The organism is Bacteroides eggerthii, assembly GCF_025146565.1.
Classification (GTDB): Bacteria; Bacteroidota; Bacteroidia; order Bacteroidales; family Bacteroidaceae; genus Bacteroides; species Bacteroides eggerthii.
The window spans coordinates 625,340-649,660 of record NZ_CP102258.1 but is presented as its reverse complement, the minus strand read 5'-3'; the positions used below and the strand labels follow the sequence as shown (position 1 = coordinate 649,660).

Genomic DNA, 24,321 nt, shown 5'->3' with positions numbered 1-24,321 from the left:
ATACGTGTAAAACATGAAAAAGATATTATATATAGCGGCTTTGGCAGTATCATCTACCGTACTGTTGTCTTCTTGTGAAGATTTTCTGAATCCTGAGTCAAAAACGAATATAACAATTGATTACCTGACTAATTCTCCTGATGGTTTGAATCGTGCAGCAATAGGTTTGTATGCGCTAGATAGAGAAATTGCCAAAGGTGCCGATAATGGTGGAAGCGGTAATTTGTATGTTGTGAGTATGTGTGATTATACTACTGATCTTATGGCTTTTCGTGCCGGAACCAGTACTGCCATTGCTAAACTTGAAAATTTCATGCCGAATAATGGTGATGTAGAGGCTTTTTGGCAGCAGCATTATTTTATTATTGGTAAAGCTAATGAGGTAATAGCAGGAGCAGAAGCTTTGGGAGTAGAAGATCCAGATCCTTTGACACGTCGCGCTTATGGAGAAGCCAAATTCTTTCGTGGACGAGCATATTTTGAATTATGGAAACGTTTTGAACGTCTGTACTTAAATACTGAGCCTACTACCGTAAGCAATTTGGAACGTGATTTTACTCCAGCCAGTAAAGAGGATATATTTACTGTGATTCGTGGTGACCTGGATACTGCTATTGAGATGCTTGACTGGAAAGCACAGGACGGAGATTATGGTCGTATAACAAAAGCTACTGCTAAGCATGTGCGTGCACAGGTGGCTATGTGGGATAAAGATTATGACAAAGCCATCGAAGAGTGTGAAGATATCTTTGAGGATGGTACATACTCTATGGAAAATAAAACCGGTGATGTGTTTAATGGTCCGGACTTTCGTTCAAAAGAGGTATTGTGGGCATACCAGTTTTCAACAAACTTAGGTGGTGGTGGAAGTGGTACACCGTTGATGGGACATCGTGCAGCAATTATTACGACTACTCGTTATCAGTCTAATGCCGATTGTACTTTTGAAGCTAAGAATGGCGGATATGGTTGGGGACGTGTATATCCCAATACTTATTTATTCAGTCTTTACGATCAAGCTAAAGATAATCGTTATAAGGACCTTTTCATTCATACGTTCTATTATAATGATCCTAAATCTGCAAAATTCGGTCAAGAGATTCCAAAAAATTTGTATGGAACATCTGCCGGCTATATGGAAAAACTACATCCTATGTCAAAAAAACATTTTGATCAATGGACTAATGCCGACCAACCTGACCGTACTACAAGTTTCCGCGATTTGATAGTATACCGTTTGGCTGAAACCTATCTGATGTGTGCTGAAGCCTATTTCCATCGTGATGGAGGTAGTAGTCCGAAAGCTATTGAATATTACAATGAGACTTGGGAACGTGCAGGTAATGATCATGAAGACGGTCCTTTGACACTTGATATGCTTTTGGATGAATATGCTCGCGAACTTCATTTTGAAGGAGTGCGTTGGCCGTTGTTGAAGCGTTTGGGTATTTTGGGCGAACGTGTTCGTCTGCATGGTGGTGATTTGAAATCAGAAGATCCATATTTGGATAAAGACTATGCCGAGTGTCGTCGAAACTTTGTGGATGGTAAACATGAAACATGGCCTATTCCGCAGAATCAGGTGGATTTGATGGGAGCGGATGTTTTCCCTCAGAGTGATCCATGGAAATAATTTGTGACCTATTTTATTTATAAATCTAAGAAAAGAAACTATAATATGAAAAAACTTATATGGGTTTCATTCCTTCTGTGCTTGATTCTCGTTTCCTGTAAAGAGTATAATGAAGTGAGAATTATGCCGGAGTTTAATAATAGTGAGACAGAAGTTACATTATATAAAAATATTGGTTCTCAAGCTACTGTAGTAATAAATACAACAGCAGATGATATAACTGCTGAATATGATGCCGATTGGCTTTCGGTGGACGTAAATAAGCGTCGTGTGATTTATACTATTACGGCTGTCAATGAGACTGGAGAACCACGTACAGCTGTTGTGAAGTTGGTTTCTGGTGAATGGATGCAAGAGATAACTGTTACGCAGCGCGAGTTGGAAGAATCGGAAATCAAATTATTGAAAGTGGGTGATTTGACGGAAGATGGTTTGGGTATGATATTTTGGGTGGATCCTGAAAATCCTGAGGTCGGTAAGGCTATTTCTTTACAACGCCGGGTAGGTGCATGTGAATTACCTTACAAGATGAACGGGGCTTTCTCCACTGTAAATGGTATAGAAAACACAGCTCTCTTTGCCAATCCTTCACCCAATGATGCAGTGGTATTCTGTACAAGTATTGGAGATGGGTGGTATATGCCTGCATCTGAGGAACTTGCTGATTTATTTGATGCTTATAATGGCATTGCTCATGATGATCCGGCATTTGTAGCTAATAATACAGAAGCTATTACAGATACAGAAAAAACGGCTCGTGCTAAATTTGAGAAAATGTTGGCTGATTTGGGCGGTGATCCAATTAATTCGGCTGCTGCGGGAGCAGGTGAGAGTTACTGGTCTAGTACAGAAGTCTCTACTGTTGTTGATGGAAAGAATGCTATTTATGTACGTTTTGGGAAATATTTGTCACAAGGTGGCTCTAAAGAAGGCTCAACTCGTTATGCTCGTGCTATGAAGTTAGTAGGTAACTATAAATTCCCTGAAGAACCGGCTACTTTGAAAGTGTCCCCTTCTAAGGTTGATTTGACAAGCGAAGAAGGAGCCTCAAAGGAAGTGACTGTGACTACTAACAAAGATACATATACTTATATTGTTGAAGGTGAAGATGTCGCTTGGATTAAAGCAGAACAGAATGGCGATATCGTAACTTTTACTGCACTTTCTGCTAATACAAGTGATAAAGAACGTTCTGTTACTGTTACTTTTACTACAGGTTCTGAAGATAATCAAGCTATGGTGGAAGTAATTGTTACGCAGGAAAAAATGCCGATTACATCAGCATTTACTATTGGTGAATATGTAGATATGGATAAAGGGGTACAGCTGGCTGAAGGTGGTATTGTTTTCTGGGCTGAGGGTAATGAAGCTAAGATACTTGCATTGAAACGTATTGAGCCAGTGAGCTGGTTATCGTCAGATGCAGATGCGGCGCTTGCAAGTATAGCTTTAGGTCTAGATAAGGATAATGGTGAAAAAAATACTCAAAAGATGCGTGAGTGTAGTTTTTCCGATAAAATTTCTGTCTTACAATATTGTCAGGATGGTTGGTATCTTCCAGCAGTTAACGAGATGGATGAAGTGTTTAAAGCTTATAATGGTGGAGTAGAAGTAGATAATACTGTAATAACACCAGAAGAACAAGCTGCCCGTGCTAATTGGGAGCAGATTCTAGCCACTCATTCGGGGGATGCGATGAATATTAAAGAGGGAGCTGGTGATGAGTATATGACAAGTTCGGAATCTGCAGATGTCACAAAAATTTTCTTTGTACGTTTTGGCAAATGGGAGCCTGAAAAGCCAGGAGCTAAAATAATGAAAAAGCCAACTCGTTATATGCGTTTAATCCGTAAAGTATCTAAATAAAAATATCATTAAAAAGAATAACCATGACGATGAAATCCTTCTATATAGTAGCACTTTTTACAAGTGGAGCATTTTTTGTTTCATGCACTGATTATGAAGTAAAAGATCCAAATTTTATGCCACCTGATGTGGTTCTCAATGAGGATCCTAAGTATAATGAGATAATTGAAGGGTTACCTGAACCTGGAAAAATGCAGGCATACAAGCCTTCATTGATAGGTAAACCTTATCGCCCAATAACGGTAAATTACTCTAGTGAATTTAAGCCTGTAAGCCGTTGGACGCCTGGAGATACGCGGATCGTAGCTTATATGGCTGATTATGAGCCTCAAGTCTTGACGGAAGAAGATTATAAAGCTATTACTAATAAATATGGTAGTCTTACTACCGGGATTAAATTTGAAGCGACGGGCCGTTTTCATGTTACTAAAGGGGCTGATGGCCGTTGGTGGATTGTTGATCCGGAAGGCTATCCCCGTTATGAAAGAAGTGTTACTTCGGTACGTTATGGTAGCTCTGAACGTAATCGTGCGGCATGGATGGAACGTTTTGGTTCGGATGAGAATTGGTTGGCTACTTCACAAGCAGAGTTGGCATCTATCGGCTTTCACGGTACGGGAGCTTTCTGTACGGATACTTATGAAAAGATACAGGCCCATAATATGGCACATCCTGATGCGCCGATGACGCTTGCACCTTCATTTGGCTTTCTTAGTAAGTTTAAATCGACGAATGGATATGCGTATCCGGGAGGTAAATCGGAAAATTTACTGGGGTTGGTGTTAAATGAAGAAGCTTGGATGACATTCTGTAAGAACTATGTAGAAGAGGCGTTGGCTCCTTATAAGGGAGACCCTAATGTTCTGGGCTTTTTTTCCGATAATGAGATAAACTTCTCTACAGGGGGTAGCAATATATTAGATCAGTTCTTGAAAATTGCAGATGAGAATGATCTTGCCCGTAAAGCGGCTGACGCTTTTATGAAAGAAAAGGGAGCTGAAAAAGTTACAGCAGCATTGAATACTGAGTTTGCCGGTCGTTTAGCAGAAATTTATTATAAGGGAGTGAGGGAAGCTATTGACGCATTTGACTCTGGTATGATGTATTTAGGAACTCGTTTGCATGGCACACCTAAGTACATGAAAAATGTAGTAGAAGCTTGTGGCAAATATTGTGACATTATATCCATTAACTATTATAGTCGTTGGAGTCCGGAATTGGATACTTATGTGAAAGATTGGGATACGTGGGCAGGAAAACCTTTCCTTGTAACAGAGTTTTATACCAAAGGAACAGAGGATTCTGATTTAAATAATCTTTCAGGAGCTGGTTTTTCGGTACCCAGACAAGAGGATCGGGCTTATGCTTATCAGCACTTTACATTAGGATTATTGGAAGCTAAGAACTGTGTGGGCTGGCATTGGTTTAAATACCAAGATGATGATGGGAGTGACAATGGTGGAAAACCTGCTAATAAGGGGGTTTATGATAATTATTATAAGATGTATCCTTATTTGGCCAAGTTTATGCAAGAGGTAAATTACAATGTATACAATCTTGTTGATTTTTTTGATAATTGATAAAATATCAAGAGATTATTTACATAAATATTTCCTAATTAGATGAAGAATTCCCGGCCTGAAAGAATACAGTACAGGTCGGGAATTTTTGGATAGATTCGTTTTTTACGTATATTGGATTATGAAAAATAAACGCTTTATTTTCTTACTATTGTTTATCATTCGGTCTGTATGGATATTTGCTTGCATGAATTCTCTCGTTTTGAGTGAAGGTAATTTTCGTATAGTTGTTTCTGACGGAGAATTGCCACCGATAAAATTGGCAGTTGCGACGTTACAGCGTGATTTTAAGAGCGTAATGGGCTTTCGTCCTTCTATTGTTTCTGTTCCGACTGATAGAGAAGCGGGAAGTATCGAACTAATTATAGTTAATGAATCTACTGTTAATCCTAACGTGGATAAATCGGAACTTCGTTCTTTAGATGGCTTTGAGTCTCATCGTCTATATGCAGACGCTTCGACTAAACGGATTTATTTGACAGGAAAAGATATGCGTGGAGCGATCTATGCTATATATACTTTTAGTGAGAAATTTCTGGATGTTCCTCCTTTGTGGTTCTTTTCTTCATGGAGACCTCAAAAAAAAGAACAGATTGAGATCCCTTGTAATCTTGATTATTTTTATAAATCTCCACAAGTACGTTACAGAGCTTGGTTCCCTAATGATACAGAACTTTTTACGCCGTGGCGGCAACGTACATTACAAAATAACGAAGTGTGGTTAGAGACTATGTTACGTTTGAAATTGAATACAGTGGAAATGGAGCAGACAGTCACTTACCCGGATTATAAATTGGCGGAATCGGTGTCCCTGCTCCATAAATATGGTTTGATACTTTCTTCAACTCACCATACTGCTTGCAATAATAATTTAGTAACTTGGAAGGAGTATTGGTGCAAGGTACGTGGAATTACTCCTCCAAAATTGTTACTTTCTGACGAAAAGTCTCTACGGGAATTTTGGCAATATAGTATTGAGACAGTATGCCGTTGTGGACAGGAAAATCTTTGGACTATTGCTTTCAGAGGTATAGGCGATCAACCTTATTGGGCAGCTTTTGAAGACGCTCCTGTGGGTGAGAAGGAACGTGCGGAAGTTATCAATCGGATGTTACGTATTCAACTTGATATGATAAAAGAAAGAACGGGCAATCCTAATCCTTTTGTGCGTGTCACTTTTTATGATGAACTGTCGGATCTCTTGGCTAAAGGTTATTTGAGGCCGCCCGTCGGTGATAATATTTTGTGGACTTTTGTTGCTGCCCGCCGTGACCATTATCCTAATGATGACATTGTATCTTTTGATACTGCAACTCGGGTTAAATTAGGTTATTATATGAATTTTCAGTTTACTTCTACCGGAGCCCATTTAGCTGCGGCAGAAGGACCTTGGAAAATGGAGTTTAATTTTCGCTATGTTAACAGTCGTCGTTCGTTAGCTTTATCAGTAGTTAATGCCGGAAATCTTCGTGAATTTGTAATGGAATTATCTGCCAATGCATCTATGATGTGGGATATGGTTACTTATGATACGGATGAGTTCCTTTATGATTTTTGTGTTCGTTATTTTGGGAAAAAGCATGCAAAAGAAGTAATGCAACTTTATCGTGATTATTACCATGCGTATTGGGAGCAAAAGAGCGCTGAATTCCCGGGATTGGAGTGCCAGTTTATATTCCATGATTTACGTTATGCACGAGTGTTCAAACAGATTAGTGAACATTTTGAGCATTTCTCTCCTAATCCTTTAAAAGAAATTATACGTGAACGTGTATCAGGACGCTCGTTTCGTATAGAAGGGAGCAATCAGGTGGATTCGTTGCTGTCTGGCATGGAACGTACTTTCGGCAGGTTTGATAAAGTAGCTCAACGTTGTGCCGAACTTATGCCTCGGTTGCCCGAACAATATCGTTGTTTTTTTCATGATAATTTAAGTGCACCTTGTCATTATATGGCAGCATTAAGTCATTCACTTTATCATTTTTTGCGAGCCTATAAATATACGGAGAAGAGGACTGAGCATCTGGACTTATCCATAGAGTATTTAGAAACAGCACAAGAAGCGCTTTATTCTACTCAGCATGATATATTTACCGATTGGTACGCTGGAGACAAATCACATGGGAAATTTAACATTCCGGCAAAACTAACACTGTTACATAATCTTCGTGATAGGTATGGTGAAAAATAAATGTAAGAAAAGAGTTTTAGAGTTTATACTAAATATAAAGGCCACTTTATTATTTAATTTATTATAATGTCTATTGTATGAAAAAACTTTGCATCTTATTAATTCTTATCTTTTGGGGAATATTCCAAGCGTATTCTACAGAAAACAACCCTCGCATAACATATAGTATTAATGATTCTTGGCAATTTCGGCTAGGTACTTCTGATATTGGTGAGGATGGCTGGAGTATGGTTTCAATTCCACATACTTGGAATGCAGAAGATTGTGTCGATGATTTTCCAGGTTTTTATCGTGGTACAGGATGGTATCGTAAGAATATACAAGTGGATAGTGTTATGTTGAGCAGATCTTTGTATCTTTTCTTTGAGGGGGCAAATCAGCGTACTAAACTTTTTGTTAATCGCCATAGGGTTGGTGAACATATCGGAGGATATACTTTCTTCTGTTTTGATATTACTCCTTATATAAGAGAAGGAGAAAATCAGTTGGTTGTGTGCGTCGATAATTCGTACGATCCTGAAATTCCACCCCTTTCTGCTGATTTCACTTTTTTTGGTGGAATTTATCGTGATGTCTCTCTGATTTCTGTTTCTCCTATTCATATTTCTACTACTCACTATGCTTCTTCAGGAGTATATGTGAATACGCCGGAAATAACTGAGGAAAAAGCCTTGGTAGATATATGTACAATGTTGAGTAATACGCAGGCAGAGCGTAGCAAGATTTTTGTGGAACATAAAATTTATTCAGCTACAGGTGAATGTGTAGCTACAAGTAAAAAGAAAGTAATTGTAAACACTGAAAGAGAACAGGCCTTTAATATCCAAATTGTAGTAAATCATCCTGAATTGTGGGAGATAGAGCGTCCTAATTTGTATAGGCTGCAAACATGTCTTTGGGATAATGAGGGAAAGTTGCTTGATGAAGTTAGTAATACTTTTGGTATTAGAACTTGTTCGTTTTCTGCAGAAAAAGGTTTTGAATTGAATGGAAAAGCGGTAAAGTTATTGGGGACTAATCGACATCAATGTCATTTAGGTATGGGAAATGCTCTAAAAGATGAAATGCATGTTCGTGATATAGAATTGCTACATGCGATGGGAGGTAACTTTTTACGTATTGCCCATTATCCCCAAGACGAAATGGTATTGGCTGCTTGTAATCGGCTAGGAATTGTGACTTCTGTGGAAATTCCGGTGATTAACACTATTACTATGAGTCAGAAGTTCTCAGACAATTGTGTTGAAATGATGAAAGAGATGATTTATCAGTGTTTTAACTCTCCCTCTGTTTGCATTTGGGCTTATATGAATGAAATCATGTTACGTCCTCTTTATAATTCAGAGTCGTCTATAAAAAAAGATGAGTATTTGAAATATTTGTATCATATAGCGGAGCGTATAGAGAATACAGCTAAGGAGGTTGATCCGGGAAGGGCTACGATGCTTCCATGTCATGGAAACTTGGCTGCTTATGAGGAAGCAAATTTGATAAATCTATCTGATATATTAGGAATGAATTTATATAATGGCTGGTATGGGGGAGAATTCAGTGGATTTGAAGCGATTTTGGATACAATACATCAAAAGTATCCAGACAAGCCTATTATAATAAGTGAATATGGTGCAGATGTTGATGCTCGAATTCATTCATTTAAACCAGAACGTTTTGATTTTTCTGTAGATTATGGAGTTATGTATCATCGCCATTATTTACCCCAGATAATACAGCGTAAGTTTGTTGTAGGTTCAGCTGTGTGGAATCTGAACGATTTCCATTCAGAGGAGAGGATGGATGCTATTCCTCATGTTAATTGCAAGGGGTTAGTTACTTTAGATAGAATACCTAAAGATACTTATCGATATTATAAAGCTATGCTTAGTAAGGAACCGTATGTAGCAATAGGTGGCTCGGATTGGTATAATAGGTCTGGTGTTGCTGACAATTCAGGAGTTTGTTATTATCCGGTATCTGTTTATACTAATTTAAAACAGGTTAACTTGAAAGTAAATGGAAAAATGCTTGCAGTAATGAAAGCGGAAAATGGAATAGCTCAATTTAATGTACCGTTTATTAATGGTATTAATCAATTGGAAGCGGAAGGAGTGTCTCAGGGGAGCTATGTTAAAGATTTCTGTAGAGTGAATATGAAATTAGTTCCTGATTCTTTTGATAACAAAGAGTCTTTTACAGAGTTAAACATGTTGTTTGGTACAGCCCGTCATTTTGAAGATAAGACTGCTTCTTTAGCTTGGCAACCAGAGCGGGAGTATACATCTGGCGGTTGGGGATATGTAGGAGGAAAAGCTTTTCGGGCGCGAACAAAGCGGGGTTCTCAACCTGCTTCTAATTTAAATATCTATGGAACGGAACAAGATCCGATTTTCCAAACTCAACGGCGTGGGTTGAATAGTTTTAAGGCAGACTTACCTGATGGAAGATATGTAGTTTATTTGTATTGGACAGAACTCTCAGGTGCGGATGTTGTTGATTTGGCTTATCAACTGGATAATATTGTACAAAAAGAGAAGGCTACTGAACGGTTATTTCATGTAGATATCAATGGAATGCGTGTATTATCATCACTTGATGTTGCTAAGGAAGTGGGAGTGAGAAGACCGATGATTTGCAAGATACCGGTAACTATTTCGGCTAAAAAAGGACTTACCGTTGATTTTATTCCAATAAAAGGAGAAACAATGATTACTGCGATACGAATTCTCAAAATGGATTAATCAAGTAAAACGGGATGAAGAAAGCGCTTATCTATTATAGATATTTGTATGTACTAATGTTTGTATACATGGTCAGGAAAAAGATAGAGTAACGGTCTCCGATTAGCCTTTGCTGCTCCCCTATTTTGAGAGTACATTAGACTCTTGGAACAACTGGGGGGCGAAAATTTTGAAGTCATTTAGAGAAGTATGAATATGAAACAATTCTAAGATATCATGGTATCTCTGTTGAAACTTGCAGAGAAGTATAGATACAATATTTAGGAGGATTAACTAAATGTGATATTGGAAAGAACTATCTACGGCAGGTAGAGAATTGGTTGTCATTTGAAATCGGGATTACATTCTGAAAACATGAAAGTTTGAATAAAAGATATTGTTGTTTTAGTTCTATTTAGGGTGAAATAATGAAAGTAGAGTGGCTCAGAACAGTTCATGTACAATTTTTATTTAAATCAGAACTATTGTGTTATGCTAAGAATGTAGATTCAGCTTCCTTTGTATCGTTCAGAAATAATATAAATGTAAAGTTAAACCTTAAAATGAGGGTAATGAGAAACAAGAAAAAAACTTTAATTATCAGTTTAGTCCTGTTAGCGTGTTTCGCGTCATCGGCGTGTGCAGTATCGAAAGGCATGAAAAAAGTAGTAGATGAGGCTCTTGACTTCTCTGTCAAGCAGTCAATGTCTATGTTCAGTGAGATGCAAGGTCAAGTAGGCATACTTCCTAGAACAGCAAAGGACGGTAAAATGATTACTTGTGAATCGCCTTGGTGGACAAGTGGTTTTTATCCCGGTACATTGTGGTATTGTTATGAATATAGTAATGATCCGCAGGTTAGGGCTGCTGCAGAAGAAATGACATCACGTGTGGAAAAGCAGAAATATACAACAAGTAATCATGATGTCGGATTTATTATCAACTGTAGTTTTGGAAACGGTTACCGCCTTACACACAATGAGGCTTATAGAGAAGTGATAGAAACGGCTGCCAAGTCTTTATCTACCCGCTTTCATCCGGTAACGGGATGTACCCGTTCATGGAACAGTAAAAAATGGCAATTCTCTGTAATCATTGATAATATGATGAATTTGGAATTGCTTACAGTAGCTTCTTCTATGACGGGGGACAATTCTTATTATAAGAAAGCGAAATCACATGCGGATCGCACGATGATGAATCATTTTCGTCCGGACGGTAGCTCTTATCATGTAGTTAGTTATGATACAATTACCGGTAAGGTATTAAATCAGGTTACCCATCAAGGGGTAAATGACCAGTCGGCTTGGTCTCGTGGACAGGCATGGGGATTATACGGATTTACTATGATGTACCGCCAGACTGGAAAAAAAGAATATTTGGACCATGCTATAAAGGTTGGTAAATTTATCATGAATCATCCACGTCTGCCAAAGGACAAAATTCCGTATTGGGATTTTGATGCTCCTAATATTCCAAAAGCGGATAGAGATGCTTCAGCCGGTGCTATTATGGCATCCGCTTTCGTAGAACTGAGTACGTATGTACCTGGCGAGTTGGGTGAACAATTTCTTTCTATTGGAGAACAACAGATAAAGTCATTGGCTTCTCCCGCATATCGTGCAAAGAAAGTGGGGGATAACAACCATTTCATCATACAGCATTGTACCGGTTTCATGGGAAAACAATATGAGATAGATGCACCTCTTACCTATGCGGATTATTATTTTGTAGAAGCTCTTATCCGTTATAAGAATTTGTTGGAAGCTCGTCCTGTGGTACAAACTATTACGGCATTTTCAGAAAATGAGGATCGTGCGGCATGGTTGAGTGCGTTACATCGTATTTCTTACCCATTACTCAGTAATATGGCAAAAGGTGAACTTCGTAAGAATATGCCAGTTGAATCCATTGCTGCCGATATGCAGAAAAGAAGGGAAGTAACCCATCTTGAGGCTTTAGGACGATTGATTACAGGCATTTCCGCTTGGTTAGAATTAGGACCTGACAGTACGATAGAAGGTAGACTACGTGCCGAATATATTGATTTGTCTTTAAAATCAATTGTTAATGGTGTAAATCCGGCTTCTCCTGATTATCTTAATTTTAACAAAGGCCGTCAACCGCTGGTAGATGCTGCATTTCTAGCTCATGGTTTATTAAGAGCACGTACGCAATTGTGGGATAAACTCGATAAAACGACGCAAGAAAGGGTAATTAAAGAACTGAAATCGTCAAGAGTAATTAAACCTTCCGAAACCAATTGGTTGTTCTTTGCTGCCATGGTAGAAGCTGCGTTAAAGGAATTTACGGGTGAATGGGAATATGAACGGGTGAAATATGCTTGTGATCGCTTTGCTCAATGGTATAAAGGTGATGGTTGGTATGGTGATGGCGCAGATTTCCATTTGGATTATTATAATAGCTTTGTTATACATCCGATGATGGTTGAAGTCTTGGCTGTTATGAAAAAGCATGGCTTGGAAGGAGCTATTCCTTATGATCTGGAGCTTAGTCGTTATGCGCGTTATGCAGAACAACAGGAAAGATTGATTTCTCCCGAAGGTACTTTCCCGATAATAGGTCGTTCATTAGCATATCGTTTTGGTGCTTTCCATGCTTTGTCTGATGTTGCATACAGAAAGTTACTTCCTACTAAAGTAACTCCCGCTCAAGTGAGATGTGCGTTGACTGCTGTGATTAATCGTCAGATTAATGCTCCGGGGACATTCAATCCGGAAGGCTGGTTGCGAGTCGGCTTTGCCGGTTATCAGCCTCATATTGGAGAAACTTACATTTCTACAGGTAGTTTGTATTTATGTACTGCTGTATTTGTTGCCCTTGGTCTGCCGGAATCAGATGAATATTGGTCTTCTCCAGCTACAGCCTGGACTTGTAAAAAAGGTTGGGAAGGTGTTGATTTGGAGGTAGATAAAGCCTTGAAAAAATAATCGAATTAAATTAATAGATATGATGAATTTAACGGAAACCGTATTGTATAGCTGTGGTATTTCATTATTCACTTCCTTTGGTATACAGAAAGTAGAAGCAAAGAGGCCGAATATTCTTTTCATTATGACCGATCAGCAGAGATATGATATGCTAAGTTGTGCAGGTAACCGTTATGTCCACACTCCTTCATTAGACCAGTTAGCAGAAAATGGTGTCCGGTTTGAGCGTAATTATTGTGCAAATCCTGTTTCTATGCCGTCACGTTTTGCAATGATAACGGGACGTTTTGCTGGCGAAATAGGTTATACGAATAATTCGACTAAACCGGATACTTTGAGAGTATTGCCTGTTGCACGTGAAAGTTCGGTTGGAAATCTTTTTCGGAATGCTGGTTATGAAACTATTTATTCCGGTTATCCAGGTTTTTATTGTGGAAGAACGGATATTACGGATTATGGTTTTATTCAAAACGGTATGGACTTTTACGATGGTCCTTCTAACTTTGCCGAGAGTTTTTTTGCGGGCTATAAGCCGGAAGAAGATAAGCCTTTTTTTCTTTACCTTTCATTTATGAACCCTCATGACATTTGTTATGGTGCTGGTTTTGACCCGAGATTTCCTGATAAATTACGTCCTCATCAAATAGCGGCTACACAGAAATATATAAATTTTCGTAAAACGTTGAGTGAAGAGGAATATCGGAACCAAATACCACCTGTGCCTGCTAATATGGAGCCTAATGGTGCATATGCCGAAATGAAAGAAATCGGTTCCGGTTCTCGAAGTTGGACCGAAGAACAATGGGATTTTTATCGTTGGATGTACTGTCGGCTTGTAGAAGATGTGGAGAAGCAGATTGGACGTATCTTAACTGCATTGGCGGATGCTGGTCTAGCTGATAATACGATTGTTGTGTTTACTTCGGATCATGGAGAAATGGGGCAGTCACATGGTCTTGTGTTCAAAAGCCAATTATTGGAAGAAGCTACCCGCACACCACTCATAATTGCTGGTCCTGGAATACAAAAAGGTATTGTAGATTCAAAAAACCTGACTTGTGGTATTGACCTTGTCCCTACAATGTGCGATTTAGCAGGGATTCCTATACCGAAAGGGCTATCAGGGAAATCATTGAAACCGATTCTAACGGGACAGACTGTTAAAATGTCTCGTAATCATATTATTGTTGAATCAAGTTCAGGGTATCAAATCCATGATGGACGTTATAAATATACGGCTTTTACACGCGGAGATAAAAAAGAAACTTTGATGGATATTTTATCTGATCCGGGGGAAATGTCGGATAAAAGTACTGATCCGGCTTATAGAGCAGTAAAAAGTCATTTGCGTAATTTACTAATGAAGGATTTAAACAAAATAACCCAAAATGCTCCGGTGATAAAGTGAATATAGGAGTATTTATTAATCTTATTACTGTATATGAAAAATATATTATCTGTATTATTAGCTTCGCTTGTTTTATCTTCCTGTTCAGAGAATAAAATAGCAGAGAAACAAACGACATTTTGTAATCCGATGAATTTGGATTATGGTTGGGGATGTTTTCAGACTAAACAGAAGAAAGCTCGTTCTGCTGCCGACCCTGTCGTAGTTTTGTTTAAGGGTAAATATTACCTGTTTACTACAATGGATATTGGAGGATATCGTGTTTCAGACGATCTTATTACTTGGAAGAATGTATATTTCAATTCTGAAGTACATGCTTCTGCACTAGATTTGGATCATTATGTGGCTCCTGCTGTAGCTGCTGATGATAATTATGTATATTTTGTCAACTTTACTCGTGATCGTACGAAAAAAACGGTAGATGTCATTCGCTCGTCTGATCCTGAGAATGGAAAATGGGAGAAATGCGGTGAGGTCAGACGTATGGCCGATCCTTGCCTGTTTATTGATAATGGTCGTTTCTATTTTTATTATGGTTTAGGCGGTACTCAGTCTACTACTTTTTTTGAAGTAGACCCTGTTACTTTTAAAGAAATTGAGGGATCGAAGAAAGTCCTGCGCGAGTATGTTACAGATGTCAATCAATGTAAGTCCGGTTATCAATTCGGACGTAGAGAACTTTATGATGAGATTGATGCTTCTGCCTGGCAGGGCAAGTTTGCGAAAGTGCCCTGTCCTGAGGGTGCTTGGGTTGTGAAGAATAATGATAAATATTATCTTCAGTATGCTACGCCGGGAACTATCTGTAATTGGTATTGCGATGTGGTTTTGGAGAGTGATAGTGTCAACGGTGGTTTTGTAGAGCAACCGTATAATCCTGTTTCTTTGAAAGTTGGCGGTTTTATTGGTGGTGCCGGACATAGTTGCGTATTTAAAGATAAGTACGAAAATTGGTGGCAAGTAACGTCAATGTGGGTAGGTAATCATGATGAATTTGAAAGAAGAATCGGTTTATTCCCTGTTTCTTTTGATGAAAAGGGGAGAATGAGAACCCATACTGTATTGGGAGATTATCCTATGCAATTGCCGCAGAAGAAATTTGATCCTCAGGATATCTCTGCTTTTGGCTGGATGCTTCAGTCTCAGAATAAAAAGAGTATGGCATCTTCCTCACTGCCCGGTTTTGAATCAGAAAAAGCAACAGATGAGAATGTCAGAACTTGGTGGTCTGCAGCGAGTGGTAATGCCGGTGAATATTTTGTAATGGATTTAGGTAAAAAAGTACGTGTCAACTCCGTTCAGATAAATTTTGCCGAACAGGATATAAATCCGGATGCTTCTAAGGAGACGGATTATCATGCTTATAAGCTGTATATATCTAACAATGGTGAAGATTGGAAACAGATTGTTGATAAATCAAAGAATACAGTAGCCGTTCCGCATGAATATGTTGAACTTTCCGTACCGGTCGAGGCCTCTTTTATTAAAATAGAGAATGTACATACTCCCAAAGAAGGTAAGTTTGCTTTGTTGGATTTACGTGTATTCGGTTTTGGTTATTCGGAGAAACCGGGTTTGGTTAAGAAACTTTCAGTACAGAGGAATCAAGAAGATGAAAGATACGCTTTACTTACTTGGGATAAAGTATCCGGAGCTGACGGTTATTTGGTTCGTTTTGGTTATCAGCCTGATTTCTTAAATCAGTGTATTCAGGTGAAAGATTGTGAAACCACCGATTTACTGCTTCATATTCTTACTAAAGGTGTGAAATATCATTACCGGGTAGATACCTATAACGATAGTGGGATTACAGAAGGTGTTGTTATTTCAGAATAAAAAGATATGAATAAGAGACTGATAATTTATCCTATGCTTTTATCTGCCGGGCTGTTACAGGCCCGGCAAAAGCCTAATGTTGTGATTATCTTTACGGATGATCAGGGTTATCAAGATTTAGGTTGCTACGGTTCGCCGTTGATACAGACCCCTTCGATTGACCGTATGGCAAAGGATGGTTTGAAATTGACAGACTTTTATGTTTCGGCTTCCGTATCAAGTGCTTCGCGTGCCGGGTTGTTAACAGGTCGGCTGAATACGAAAAATGGAGTAAAAGGTGTATTTTTTCCTGAATCTGCGGGTATGCCTTCCGAAGAAATTACTTTGGCTGAAGCATTGAAAGAACAAGGTTATATAACAGGGTGTTTTGGTAAATGGCATTTAGGTGATTTAAAAGGGCATTTACCTACGGACCAAGGGTTTGATTACTATTATGGTATCCCTTACAGTAATGATATGTATATTGCTCCTTCTCAGCAATTTGCTCCTGATGCGATTTTTAGAGAAGGATACACTTTAGTGAAAGCTAAGGAAGATCAGGAATTTGTGAGGACTTCCAGTAGGGCGGCTGTAAAAAAGAGATTGAATAATGCTTCTCCGTTGTTTGAAGGAGATAGGATTATTGAATATCCATGTGATCAGTCTACCACTACCCGGCGTTATTTTGACCATGCTATTGATTTTGTAGAACAACATAATGAAAAACAACCTTTCTTTTTATATATAACTCCGTCAATGCCTCATGTACCTTTATTTGCTTCCGAACAGTTTAGAGGCAAAAGTAAACGAGGGCTTTATGGAGACGTAGTAGAAGAAATAGACTGGAATGTAGGTCGCTTTCTAGACTATTTAGATAAAAAAGGATTAGCCGAAAACACTTTGGTTATTTTTGCATCGGATAATGGACCTTGGTTGTCTTTTAAAGGAGAGGGTGGCTCTGCCGATCCTTTACGTGGCGGTAAATTTTCGTATTATGAGGGTGGGGTAAGAGTACCTTGCATTATTAGATGGAAAGGAGTTGTTCCTGCTGGAGTGACAAGTGATGCTATAATTGCTAGCATTGACCTTTTTCCAACAATTATGCACTATGCAGGCAGCCATTCTTTCAATCAGGAGATAGATGGAATAAACGTTTCATCTTTTTTTGAGAATCCTTCTTTGAGACCGCGCGATGAATATGTTTATGTAAAGGGTGGACAAGTACATGGCATACGCAAGGGGGATTGGGTATATCTTCCTAAAACGGGTAATAGTAAGTTTAAAGAAGGAGATGTACCTGAACTTTTTAATTTGAAGCAGGATGTGGGAGAATCAGACAATCTTTTGCAGAAATATCCGGATAAAGTAAAAGAACTACAGTTGTTAATGCAAAAATATTAGTTTTAGTGAGCACATTATACATTTATATATAATAGGAAATACGAAGTAAAGCGATGGTATACCGATTGATTTTTATATTCTTGGCTCTTTTCTGTCCAATGGTCCTGGGTATGGCTCCTGTTTGTGGACAGGATGCTAATAATGGTGATAGGCAATATTGGATACAGACAATTGTTAAGATTGCTGATCCTGTGATAAACAATCTTAGTAAAGATCAGTTGAAAAAAAAGATTCCTATAGGACGTTCGTCTTCTGCTTTGGCCAGTAGGCGAGAATTTGTGACTCACATGGAGTCTGTAGGAAGAACAATTGCTGGAATAGCACCCTGGCTGGAACTTGGTCCGGATGAAACATCGGAGGGGAAATTACGTGAGAAATATATAAAGATGACCTGTAAGGCGTTAGCCAATTCCGTAGACCCGAAGTCAGATGATTATTTTAACAGTACGGCTACTCGCCAGATATTGGTAAACAGCGCTTTTCTTATTCAGGGTTTATTACAGGCCCCTACCCAGCTATGGGGAAATTTAGATGAAACTTCCCGTGAGAGGTTTATTGCACAATGGAAGTCTACCCGAACCATGAAGCCAGGAAATAATAACTGGTTACTGTTTTCTGCAATGGTGGAATGTGGTTTGAAGGAATTCGGTGGAGAATGGAACTTTTCAGTGGTAAAAAAGGCATTGGACTCTCATAAGGCATGGTATAAGGGAGATGGTGTTTATGGAGATGGTGCAGAATTTCATCTGGATTATTATAATAGTTATGTTATACATCCTTTATTGCTTCAAGTCTTGAAAATAGCGGTAAAATACGATTCGTCTTTTCTGCCATTTTTGGATGAGGAGTGGATACGCTTTATGCGTTATGCCGAGATTCAAGAACGAATGATAGCTCCTGATGGTAGTTATCCGGTATTAGGGCGTTCTGTCAGTTATCGCTCTGCAGCATTTCAGGTGTTGGGAGCATGTGCTTTATTTCAACGACTTCCTCAGTCATTGAAACCGGGACAAGTAAGGGGAGCTATGACAGCCATGCTGAAACGTTTGTTTGAGCAACCGGGGACTTTTGATAAAGATGGTTGGCTGACGATCGGGGTGTGTGGTGAACAGAAAGAGTTGGGAGATACCTATTTGTCAACTCCTTGTGTTTATCTATGCTCGTTGGCATTTCTTCCTTTAGGGCTTCCGGCCAATAATCCTTTTTGGTGTGATCCTGTAGAACCTTGGACAAGTGTAAAGGCATTCAGTGGCCTGGAATTTCCGATAGATAAGTTCATAAAACCATAAAATAGAACCATGAAATATAGTATTCTGATTTTAACTTTACTGATGTTCTGTATTACCGGTCGCTCGCAGGTTGCTTCAGGACGGGAGGATAGAGCATACTGGATAAGCATATTGTCACAAGTAGCGGATCCGTTATTAAATAATATGAGTAAAGGTGAGTTAAGAAATAACATGCCGGTAGAGACTGTTTCCGGTGCGGCCAATCCTTCTAATGCACGCACTACTCATTTGGAAGCTTTGGGACGTTTATTGGTGGGAATAGCTCCTTGGCTGGAACTTGGACCGGATGAAACATCGGAAGGACAATTGCGTGAGAAATATATTCAATTAATGCTTAAGTCCATTGAATATGGTTTTGATCCAGAATCTCCCGACTATTTGAATTTTACGGTTACCCGACAGCCTTTGGTGGATGCTGCTTTCTTTTGCCAGGGGGTGTTACGTGCTCCTGTACAAGTATGGAGCAGGCTTTCTCCGGTAGTCCGACAGAATGTTTTGAATGCCCTGCAGCAGATACGAAACATAAAACCGGTGGAAAGTAACTGGTTACTTTTTTCGGCTATGGTAGAGGCTGCTTTATTGGAGTTAACAGGTGAATGTAATATGTATCCGATAGAGTATGCTGTCATGAGGTTTAAAGAATGGTATAAAGGTGATGCATGGTATGGTGACGGTGTAAACCTACACATGGACTATTATAATAGTTTTGTAATACATCCGATGCTTTTAGATGTTCTGAAAGTTATGCAGAAGCATGATAAGGGCGAATCTGATTTTTATAAGAAAGAATTACGGCGCTTTTCCAGATATGCCGAACAACAAGAGAGAATGATTTCTCCTGATGGGGCATATCCGGTGGTGGGTCGTTCCATCGCTTACCGTTTTGGCGCTTTTCATGTGCTTTCGCAAGCGGCATTGGATGGATTGTTGCCGGCTTCAGTGACTAAAGCTCAAGTACGGTGTGGATTGACTGCTGTAATAAAAAGACATATGTCCGTAAAAGGTAATTTTGATGAACGAGGTTGGCTGACTTTAGGCTTTGCAGGGCATCAACCGCAAATTGCTGAAAGATATATTTCTACGGGTAGTCTTTATTTATGTTCTGTCGTATTTACTGCGTTAGGGCTTCCGGTTACCGATGAGTTCTGGTGTGCTCCTTATGCGGAATGGACCGGAAAGAAAATTTGGAACGGTAATAAGAGTGTTAAGTTGGATAAAGCTATAAAAGATAATTAATAAATAATGTATATGAAGAAGATCCTTTTTTTACTTTTAGCAGTAATATGTTGTGGATTACATGCGCAGCAACCTTTTTCATCAGGAATGAATAAAGAAGATATTGCCAAAGTTTGTAATGCTGTAGCCGAATGGCAGATAAATCACCAAAGCGGGGTGAAACACCATCCGTTGGATTGGACAAATGGAGCTTTGTATCGTGGAATGACAGAATGGGGTAAAGTCTCAGGAAATAAATTCTGTTATGATTTTGTTTATGCCATTGGTGAAAAATATAATTGGAATATGTGGGATAATGTATATCATGCGGATGATATATGTGTAGGTCAGGCTTTTATTGAAATGTATCGTAAATTAAATGATAAACGTATGTTACAACCGGTATTGGAGCGTGCGTACTATGTTGCTTCTCACCCTTCGAAGGCTCCTTTGCAAAAAACGGATGCAATAGGTACCTCGGAACGTTGGTCGTGGTCGGATGCTCTATTTATGGCGCCTCCGGTTTATGCGGCTTTATATACGATAACCGGAGATAGAATTTATTTGGATTATTTAGATACTGAATACAAGGCGTGTGTAGATTCTCTTTACGACAAAGAAGAACATCTATTTTATAGGGATAACAAGCGAATCCCCCTTCGTGAAAAAAATGGTAGTAAGCAGTTTTGGGGAAGAGGTAATGGTTGGGTGTTTGGTGGACTTCCTTTGATCATAGATAATTTACCTTTTGATTGCCCCTCTCGAAATTATTATGTACGTTTGTTTGTAGAAATGGCAGAAGCGGTACGAGCTACCCAGTGTAAAGATGGAGATTGGCGTACCAGTTTGTTGGATCCTGACTCATATAATATGCCTGAAAATAGTTGCTCTGCATTTATGTGTTATGGTATTGCTTGGGGAATCCGTAATGGTTATCTATTCAAACGTACTTATAAACCTGTACTTGAAAAAGGGTGGAAATCTTTGGTGAAAGCTGTCCATGCCGATGGTAAATTAGGGTATATACAACCGGTTGGTGCTGCTCCGAGAGCTGCGGGTTTTGATGCAACTGATGTATATGGAGTTGGTGCTTTTTTATTGGCTGGCAGTGAGCTTTATAAATCTGTTAAATAGTTATAGTCAACTTTTTACTCAACAAACAAATCCGCCTCAAATTTAAATAATTTTATTTAAATTTGAGGCGGATTTGTTTTTAATCTGTGTTAATCTACATAATCTGTGGTGCATATATCGTATTTCTCTTTATCTTTGCAGCCGAAAATGAAATGTGGAAAGATTTGAGTAGCTTGCAACCACAGAAAAAAATGCTAAAACACATCCTTTTCTGACGGCACTACGGTGTATCAAGATTTGCATTCCTACTCATTGATGATGCTTCCCTCATCTCCATTTTTAATTATTCATTTTTAATTTCTGATTGAAATGGGATATTTATTCACATCCGAATCGGTGTCTGAAGGACACCCCGACAAAGTGGCCGATCAAATATCGGACGCTGTGCTTGACAAACTGCTGGCTTATGACCCCAGTTCGAAAGTAGCTTGCGAAACTCTGGTTACTACCGGACAGGTGGTGCTGGCTGGAGAAGTGAAAACCAAGGCGTATGTTGATCTTCAACTTATCGCACGTGAAGTAATCAAGAAAATCGGCTATACCAAAGGCGAGTATATGTTCGAGAGTAACTCGTGTGGCGTGCTTTCCGCTATTCACGAACAGAGTCCCGATATCAATCGTGGTGTGGAGCGCCAGGATCCAATGGAACAAGGTGCAGGCGACCAGGGTATGATGTTCGGATATGCCACTAATGAGACGGAAAACTACATGCCGCTTTCATTGGACCTTGCTCACCGTATTTTGCAGGTATTGGCAGATATCCGTCGTGAAGGTAAGGCAATGACTTATCTTCGTCCGGATTCGAAGAGCCAGGTGACCATTGAATATGATGATAACGGTAACCCCGTCCGCATCGATACGATTGTCGTTTCCACCCAACATGATGATTTCATCCTGCCCGCTGATGACAGCGAAGATGCTCAGTTGAAAGCGGATGAAGAGATGCTGGGTATCATCCGCAACGATGTTATCAATATTTTGATGCCTCGTGTCATCGCTTCTATCCATCATGAGAAAGTGCTGTCGTTGTTTAACAATGATATTAAATATCACGTTAATCCTACGGGCAAATTTGTAATCGGAGGTCCTCATGGGGATACCGGTTTGACAGGGCGTAAGATTATTGTAGATACTTATGGTGGCAAGGGTGCGCATGGCGGTGGCGCTTTCTCCGGTAAAGATCCTAGTAAGGTGGACCGCAGCGCCGCATACGCAGCCCGTCATATAGCCAAAAATCTGGTTGCTGCCGGTGTGGCAGACGAAATGCTGGTGCAAGTATCCTATGCCATCGGTGTGGCACGTCCTATCAATATATATGTAAATACTTATGGACGTGGCCATGTGAACATGAGCGATGGTGAGATAGCTAAGAAAATTGACGAAATCTTTGATCTTCGTCCGAAAGCTATTGAAGACCGTTTGAAGTTGCGCAATCCTATTTATCAGGACACTGCCGCTTACGGCCATATGGGACGTGAGCCGCAGGTTGTTACCAAACATTTCAAGTCACGCTATGAAGGTGATAAGGATGTGACTGTGGAACTGTTCACTTGGGAAAAACTGGATTACGTTGATAAGGTGAAGGCAGCTTTCGGTCTCTGATGAAGCCTCGTTGCCAATCCCTTGTAATTGTCAACATTAATCCTTGACTGATAAGTAATCAGCATAGCTTTACAGGCTATTTATTATAGAAAGCTGCCTTTCTGGCTTTGGAATACTCCGGAGCAGAATGAGCAGCTTCTTTTTTCAAATTTCCTTAAAATCATATACCTTTGCAACAAGTATAACCGATATCGCTGAAAGATGATGAATAAGATAGCTTCCGTATGTGTATACAGTGCTTCGAGCACCAAAATTGATCCGGTTTATTTTGATACGGCCTATGAGTTGGGTACATTGCTGGGACAGCAACATATCCGATTGATAAACGGCGCCGGTAATATGGGGCTTATGTCTGCTGTTTCGGATGCCGCGCTGGCGGCGGGAGGGGAAGTAACAGGAGTGATACCCCGTTTTATGGTTGAGCAAGGGTGGCATCATACGGGATTGACCCGACTTGTAGAAGTGGAAAGCATGCACGAGCGCAAGAAAATGATGGCAGATTTGAGTGATGCTGTGATTGCGTTGCCCGGAGGTTGCGGCACTTTGGAAGAGTTGCTCGAAATCATCACTTGGAAACAATTGGGACTTTATCTGAATCCGGTGGTAATACTGAATGTCAAAGGGTATTTTGATCCGCTACTTGCCATGCTTCAGAGGGCTGTGGAGGAAAATTTCATGCGTACGCAGCATGGTTCTATCTGGCATGTAGCCAAGACGGTTCGGGAAGCTGTGGAATTGGTGCATACTGTTCCTTTGTGGGACGTTTCTATCCGTAAGTTTGCTGCAATATGATGAGTGAGTTGATGGCATGGGCGGCAGGTGGAGCGCAGGGAATCCCTATCCCTTATTCTCCACGAATGGACGACGGCATTACTGTTATCCTGTTATGTTGCTTCTTTTTGTCGGCTTATGTTCTTTCCCGTAGCCGTCGTTTTTTATTGCAATTGGTAAAGGATTTCTTGCTGCATCGTGAGCGTACCAGTATATTTGCTACTTCCACAGCAGGCGATATGCGCTATTTGTTGCTGTTGATTTTGCAAACTTGCATTCTTGCCGGTGTCTGCATTTTTAATTACTGCAATGATGTTCAGCCGGAATTGGTGCGCCATGTTTCTCCTTTCATGTTATTGGGAATTTATATTGGAGTGAGTTTTTGTTATCTGCTCTTTAAATGGGTTCTTTACTCTGTATTGGGTTGGATTTTTTTTGACGAAAGTGTTACAACGCTTTGGCTCGAATCGTATTCTACCCTGCTCTATTATCTTGGGTTTACCCTCTTTCCATTCGCTTTGTTTATAGTCTATTTCGACTTAAGTCTGCAACTTACGATAATAATCGGATTGATTTTGGCATTTTTTACTAAAATATTGATGCTCTATAAGTGGTTAAAGCTTTTTTGTAACAATTTACATGGCGGTTTCCTTTTAATTTTGTACTTTTGTGCCCTTGAAATCATGCCTTGTTTGATGTTATATCAAGGAGTGATACAACTAAACGATTATTTGATAATAAAATTTTAGGA

Annotated in this window: 15 protein-coding genes; all 15 read left to right on the top strand. The window is 39.5% G+C overall.

Features of this window, described 5'->3' with window-relative positions:
- Window positions 1-13: 13 nt before the first annotated feature.
- The 15 genes from NQ546_RS02785 (at window position 14) to NQ546_RS02715 (ending at window position 24,319) form a co-directional block, all read left to right on the top strand.
- Window positions 14-1,633, top strand: a complete 1,620-nt coding sequence (locus tag NQ546_RS02785; protein WP_004291790.1) for a RagB/SusD family nutrient uptake outer membrane protein — start codon at window positions 14-16, stop codon at window positions 1,631-1,633.
- A gap of 45 nt (window positions 1,634-1,678) precedes the next feature.
- Window positions 1,679-3,499 carry a BACON domain-containing protein gene (locus NQ546_RS02780; RefSeq protein WP_004291789.1) on the top strand — a complete coding sequence of 607 codons (1,821 nt, stop codon included), beginning with the start codon at window positions 1,679-1,681 and terminating at the stop codon, window positions 3,497-3,499.
- Between the two features lie 23 nt (window positions 3,500-3,522).
- Window positions 3,523-5,079, top strand: a complete 1,557-nt coding sequence (locus NQ546_RS02775) for a hypothetical protein (protein ID WP_004291788.1) — start codon at window positions 3,523-3,525, stop codon at window positions 5,077-5,079.
- Between the two features lie 121 nt (window positions 5,080-5,200).
- Window positions 5,201-7,270 carry a glycosyl hydrolase 115 family protein gene (locus NQ546_RS02770; RefSeq protein WP_004291787.1) on the top strand — a complete coding sequence of 690 codons (2,070 nt, stop codon included), beginning with the start codon at window positions 5,201-5,203 and terminating at the stop codon, window positions 7,268-7,270.
- 77 nt (window positions 7,271-7,347) lie between these two features.
- Window positions 7,348-10,005, top strand: a complete 2,658-nt coding sequence (locus NQ546_RS02765; protein WP_004291786.1) for a glycoside hydrolase family 2 — start codon at window positions 7,348-7,350, stop codon at window positions 10,003-10,005.
- 542 nt (window positions 10,006-10,547) lie between these two features.
- A complete protein-coding gene (locus tag NQ546_RS02760) occupies window positions 10,548-12,935 on the top strand; it encodes a DUF2264 domain-containing protein (protein WP_029429330.1) in 2,388 nt (795 codons plus the stop codon).
- Between the two features lie 19 nt (window positions 12,936-12,954).
- Complete coding sequence (locus NQ546_RS02755; protein ID WP_004291784.1) at window positions 12,955-14,343, top strand: sulfatase family protein; 1,389 nt, start codon at window positions 12,955-12,957, stop codon at window positions 14,341-14,343.
- A 33-nt stretch (window positions 14,344-14,376) separates the two neighbouring features.
- Window positions 14,377-16,179: a family 43 glycosylhydrolase gene (locus tag NQ546_RS02750; RefSeq protein ID WP_004293343.1), complete on the top strand. Its 1,803-nt coding sequence runs from the start codon at window positions 14,377-14,379 to the stop codon at window positions 16,177-16,179.
- 6 nt (window positions 16,180-16,185) lie between these two features.
- Window positions 16,186-17,559, top strand: coding sequence for a sulfatase family protein (locus NQ546_RS02745; protein WP_004291782.1), 1,374 nt, complete (start codon window positions 16,186-16,188; stop codon window positions 17,557-17,559).
- Window positions 17,560-17,657: 98 nt separating this feature from the next.
- A complete protein-coding gene (locus NQ546_RS02740) occupies window positions 17,658-18,848 on the top strand; it encodes a DUF2264 domain-containing protein (RefSeq protein ID WP_004291781.1) in 1,191 nt (396 codons plus the stop codon).
- A 9-nt stretch (window positions 18,849-18,857) separates the two neighbouring features.
- Window positions 18,858-20,084, top strand: coding sequence for a DUF2264 domain-containing protein (locus NQ546_RS02735; RefSeq protein ID WP_004291780.1), 1,227 nt, complete (start codon window positions 18,858-18,860; stop codon window positions 20,082-20,084).
- A 12-nt stretch (window positions 20,085-20,096) separates the two neighbouring features.
- Window positions 20,097-21,197 (top strand): glycoside hydrolase family 88/105 protein, encoded by a 1,101-nt coding sequence (locus tag NQ546_RS02730; protein WP_172556404.1) that lies wholly within the window; start codon window positions 20,097-20,099, stop codon window positions 21,195-21,197.
- Between the two features lie 309 nt (window positions 21,198-21,506).
- A complete protein-coding gene (gene metK, locus NQ546_RS02725; RefSeq protein ID WP_004291777.1) occupies window positions 21,507-22,799 on the top strand; it encodes a methionine adenosyltransferase in 1,293 nt (430 codons plus the stop codon).
- A 204-nt stretch (window positions 22,800-23,003) separates the two neighbouring features.
- The gene (locus NQ546_RS02720) at window positions 23,004-23,591 is read left to right on the top strand and encodes an LOG family protein (protein WP_021940623.1); all 588 of its coding nucleotides are present in this window, start codon (window positions 23,004-23,006) and stop codon (window positions 23,589-23,591) included.
- Window positions 23,588-24,319, top strand: a complete 732-nt coding sequence (locus tag NQ546_RS02715) for a DUF4271 domain-containing protein (protein ID WP_004291775.1) — start codon at window positions 23,588-23,590, stop codon at window positions 24,317-24,319. The genes NQ546_RS02720 and NQ546_RS02715 overlap by 4 nt, the downstream gene beginning before the upstream one ends.
- Window positions 24,320-24,321 lie beyond the last annotated feature (2 nt).

Coding starts and splice junctions, on each gene's coding strand:
- NQ546_RS02780 (WP_004291789.1), top strand. CDS start 1,679: ATGAAAAAACTTATATGGGTTTCATTCCTTCTGTGCTTGATTCTCGTT.
- NQ546_RS02715 (WP_004291775.1), top strand. CDS start 23,588: ATGATGAGTGAGTTGATGGCATGGGCGGCAGGTGGAGCGCAGGGAATC.
- metK (WP_004291777.1), top strand. CDS start 21,507: ATGGGATATTTATTCACATCCGAATCGGTGTCTGAAGGACACCCCGAC.
- NQ546_RS02775 (WP_004291788.1), top strand. CDS start 3,523: ATGACGATGAAATCCTTCTATATAGTAGCACTTTTTACAAGTGGAGCA.
- NQ546_RS02750 (WP_004293343.1), top strand. CDS start 14,377: ATGAAAAATATATTATCTGTATTATTAGCTTCGCTTGTTTTATCTTCC.
- NQ546_RS02785 (WP_004291790.1), top strand. CDS start 14: ATGAAAAAGATATTATATATAGCGGCTTTGGCAGTATCATCTACCGTA.
- NQ546_RS02745 (WP_004291782.1), top strand. CDS start 16,186: ATGAATAAGAGACTGATAATTTATCCTATGCTTTTATCTGCCGGGCTG.
- NQ546_RS02755 (WP_004291784.1), top strand. CDS start 12,955: ATGATGAATTTAACGGAAACCGTATTGTATAGCTGTGGTATTTCATTA.
- NQ546_RS02740 (WP_004291781.1), top strand. CDS start 17,658: ATGGTCCTGGGTATGGCTCCTGTTTGTGGACAGGATGCTAATAATGGT.
- NQ546_RS02720 (WP_021940623.1), top strand. CDS start 23,004: ATGAATAAGATAGCTTCCGTATGTGTATACAGTGCTTCGAGCACCAAA.
- NQ546_RS02735 (WP_004291780.1), top strand. CDS start 18,858: ATGAAATATAGTATTCTGATTTTAACTTTACTGATGTTCTGTATTACC.
- NQ546_RS02765 (WP_004291786.1), top strand. CDS start 7,348: ATGAAAAAACTTTGCATCTTATTAATTCTTATCTTTTGGGGAATATTC.
- NQ546_RS02730 (WP_172556404.1), top strand. CDS start 20,097: ATGAAGAAGATCCTTTTTTTACTTTTAGCAGTAATATGTTGTGGATTA.
- NQ546_RS02760 (WP_029429330.1), top strand. CDS start 10,548: ATGAGGGTAATGAGAAACAAGAAAAAAACTTTAATTATCAGTTTAGTC.
- NQ546_RS02770 (WP_004291787.1), top strand. CDS start 5,201: ATGAAAAATAAACGCTTTATTTTCTTACTATTGTTTATCATTCGGTCT.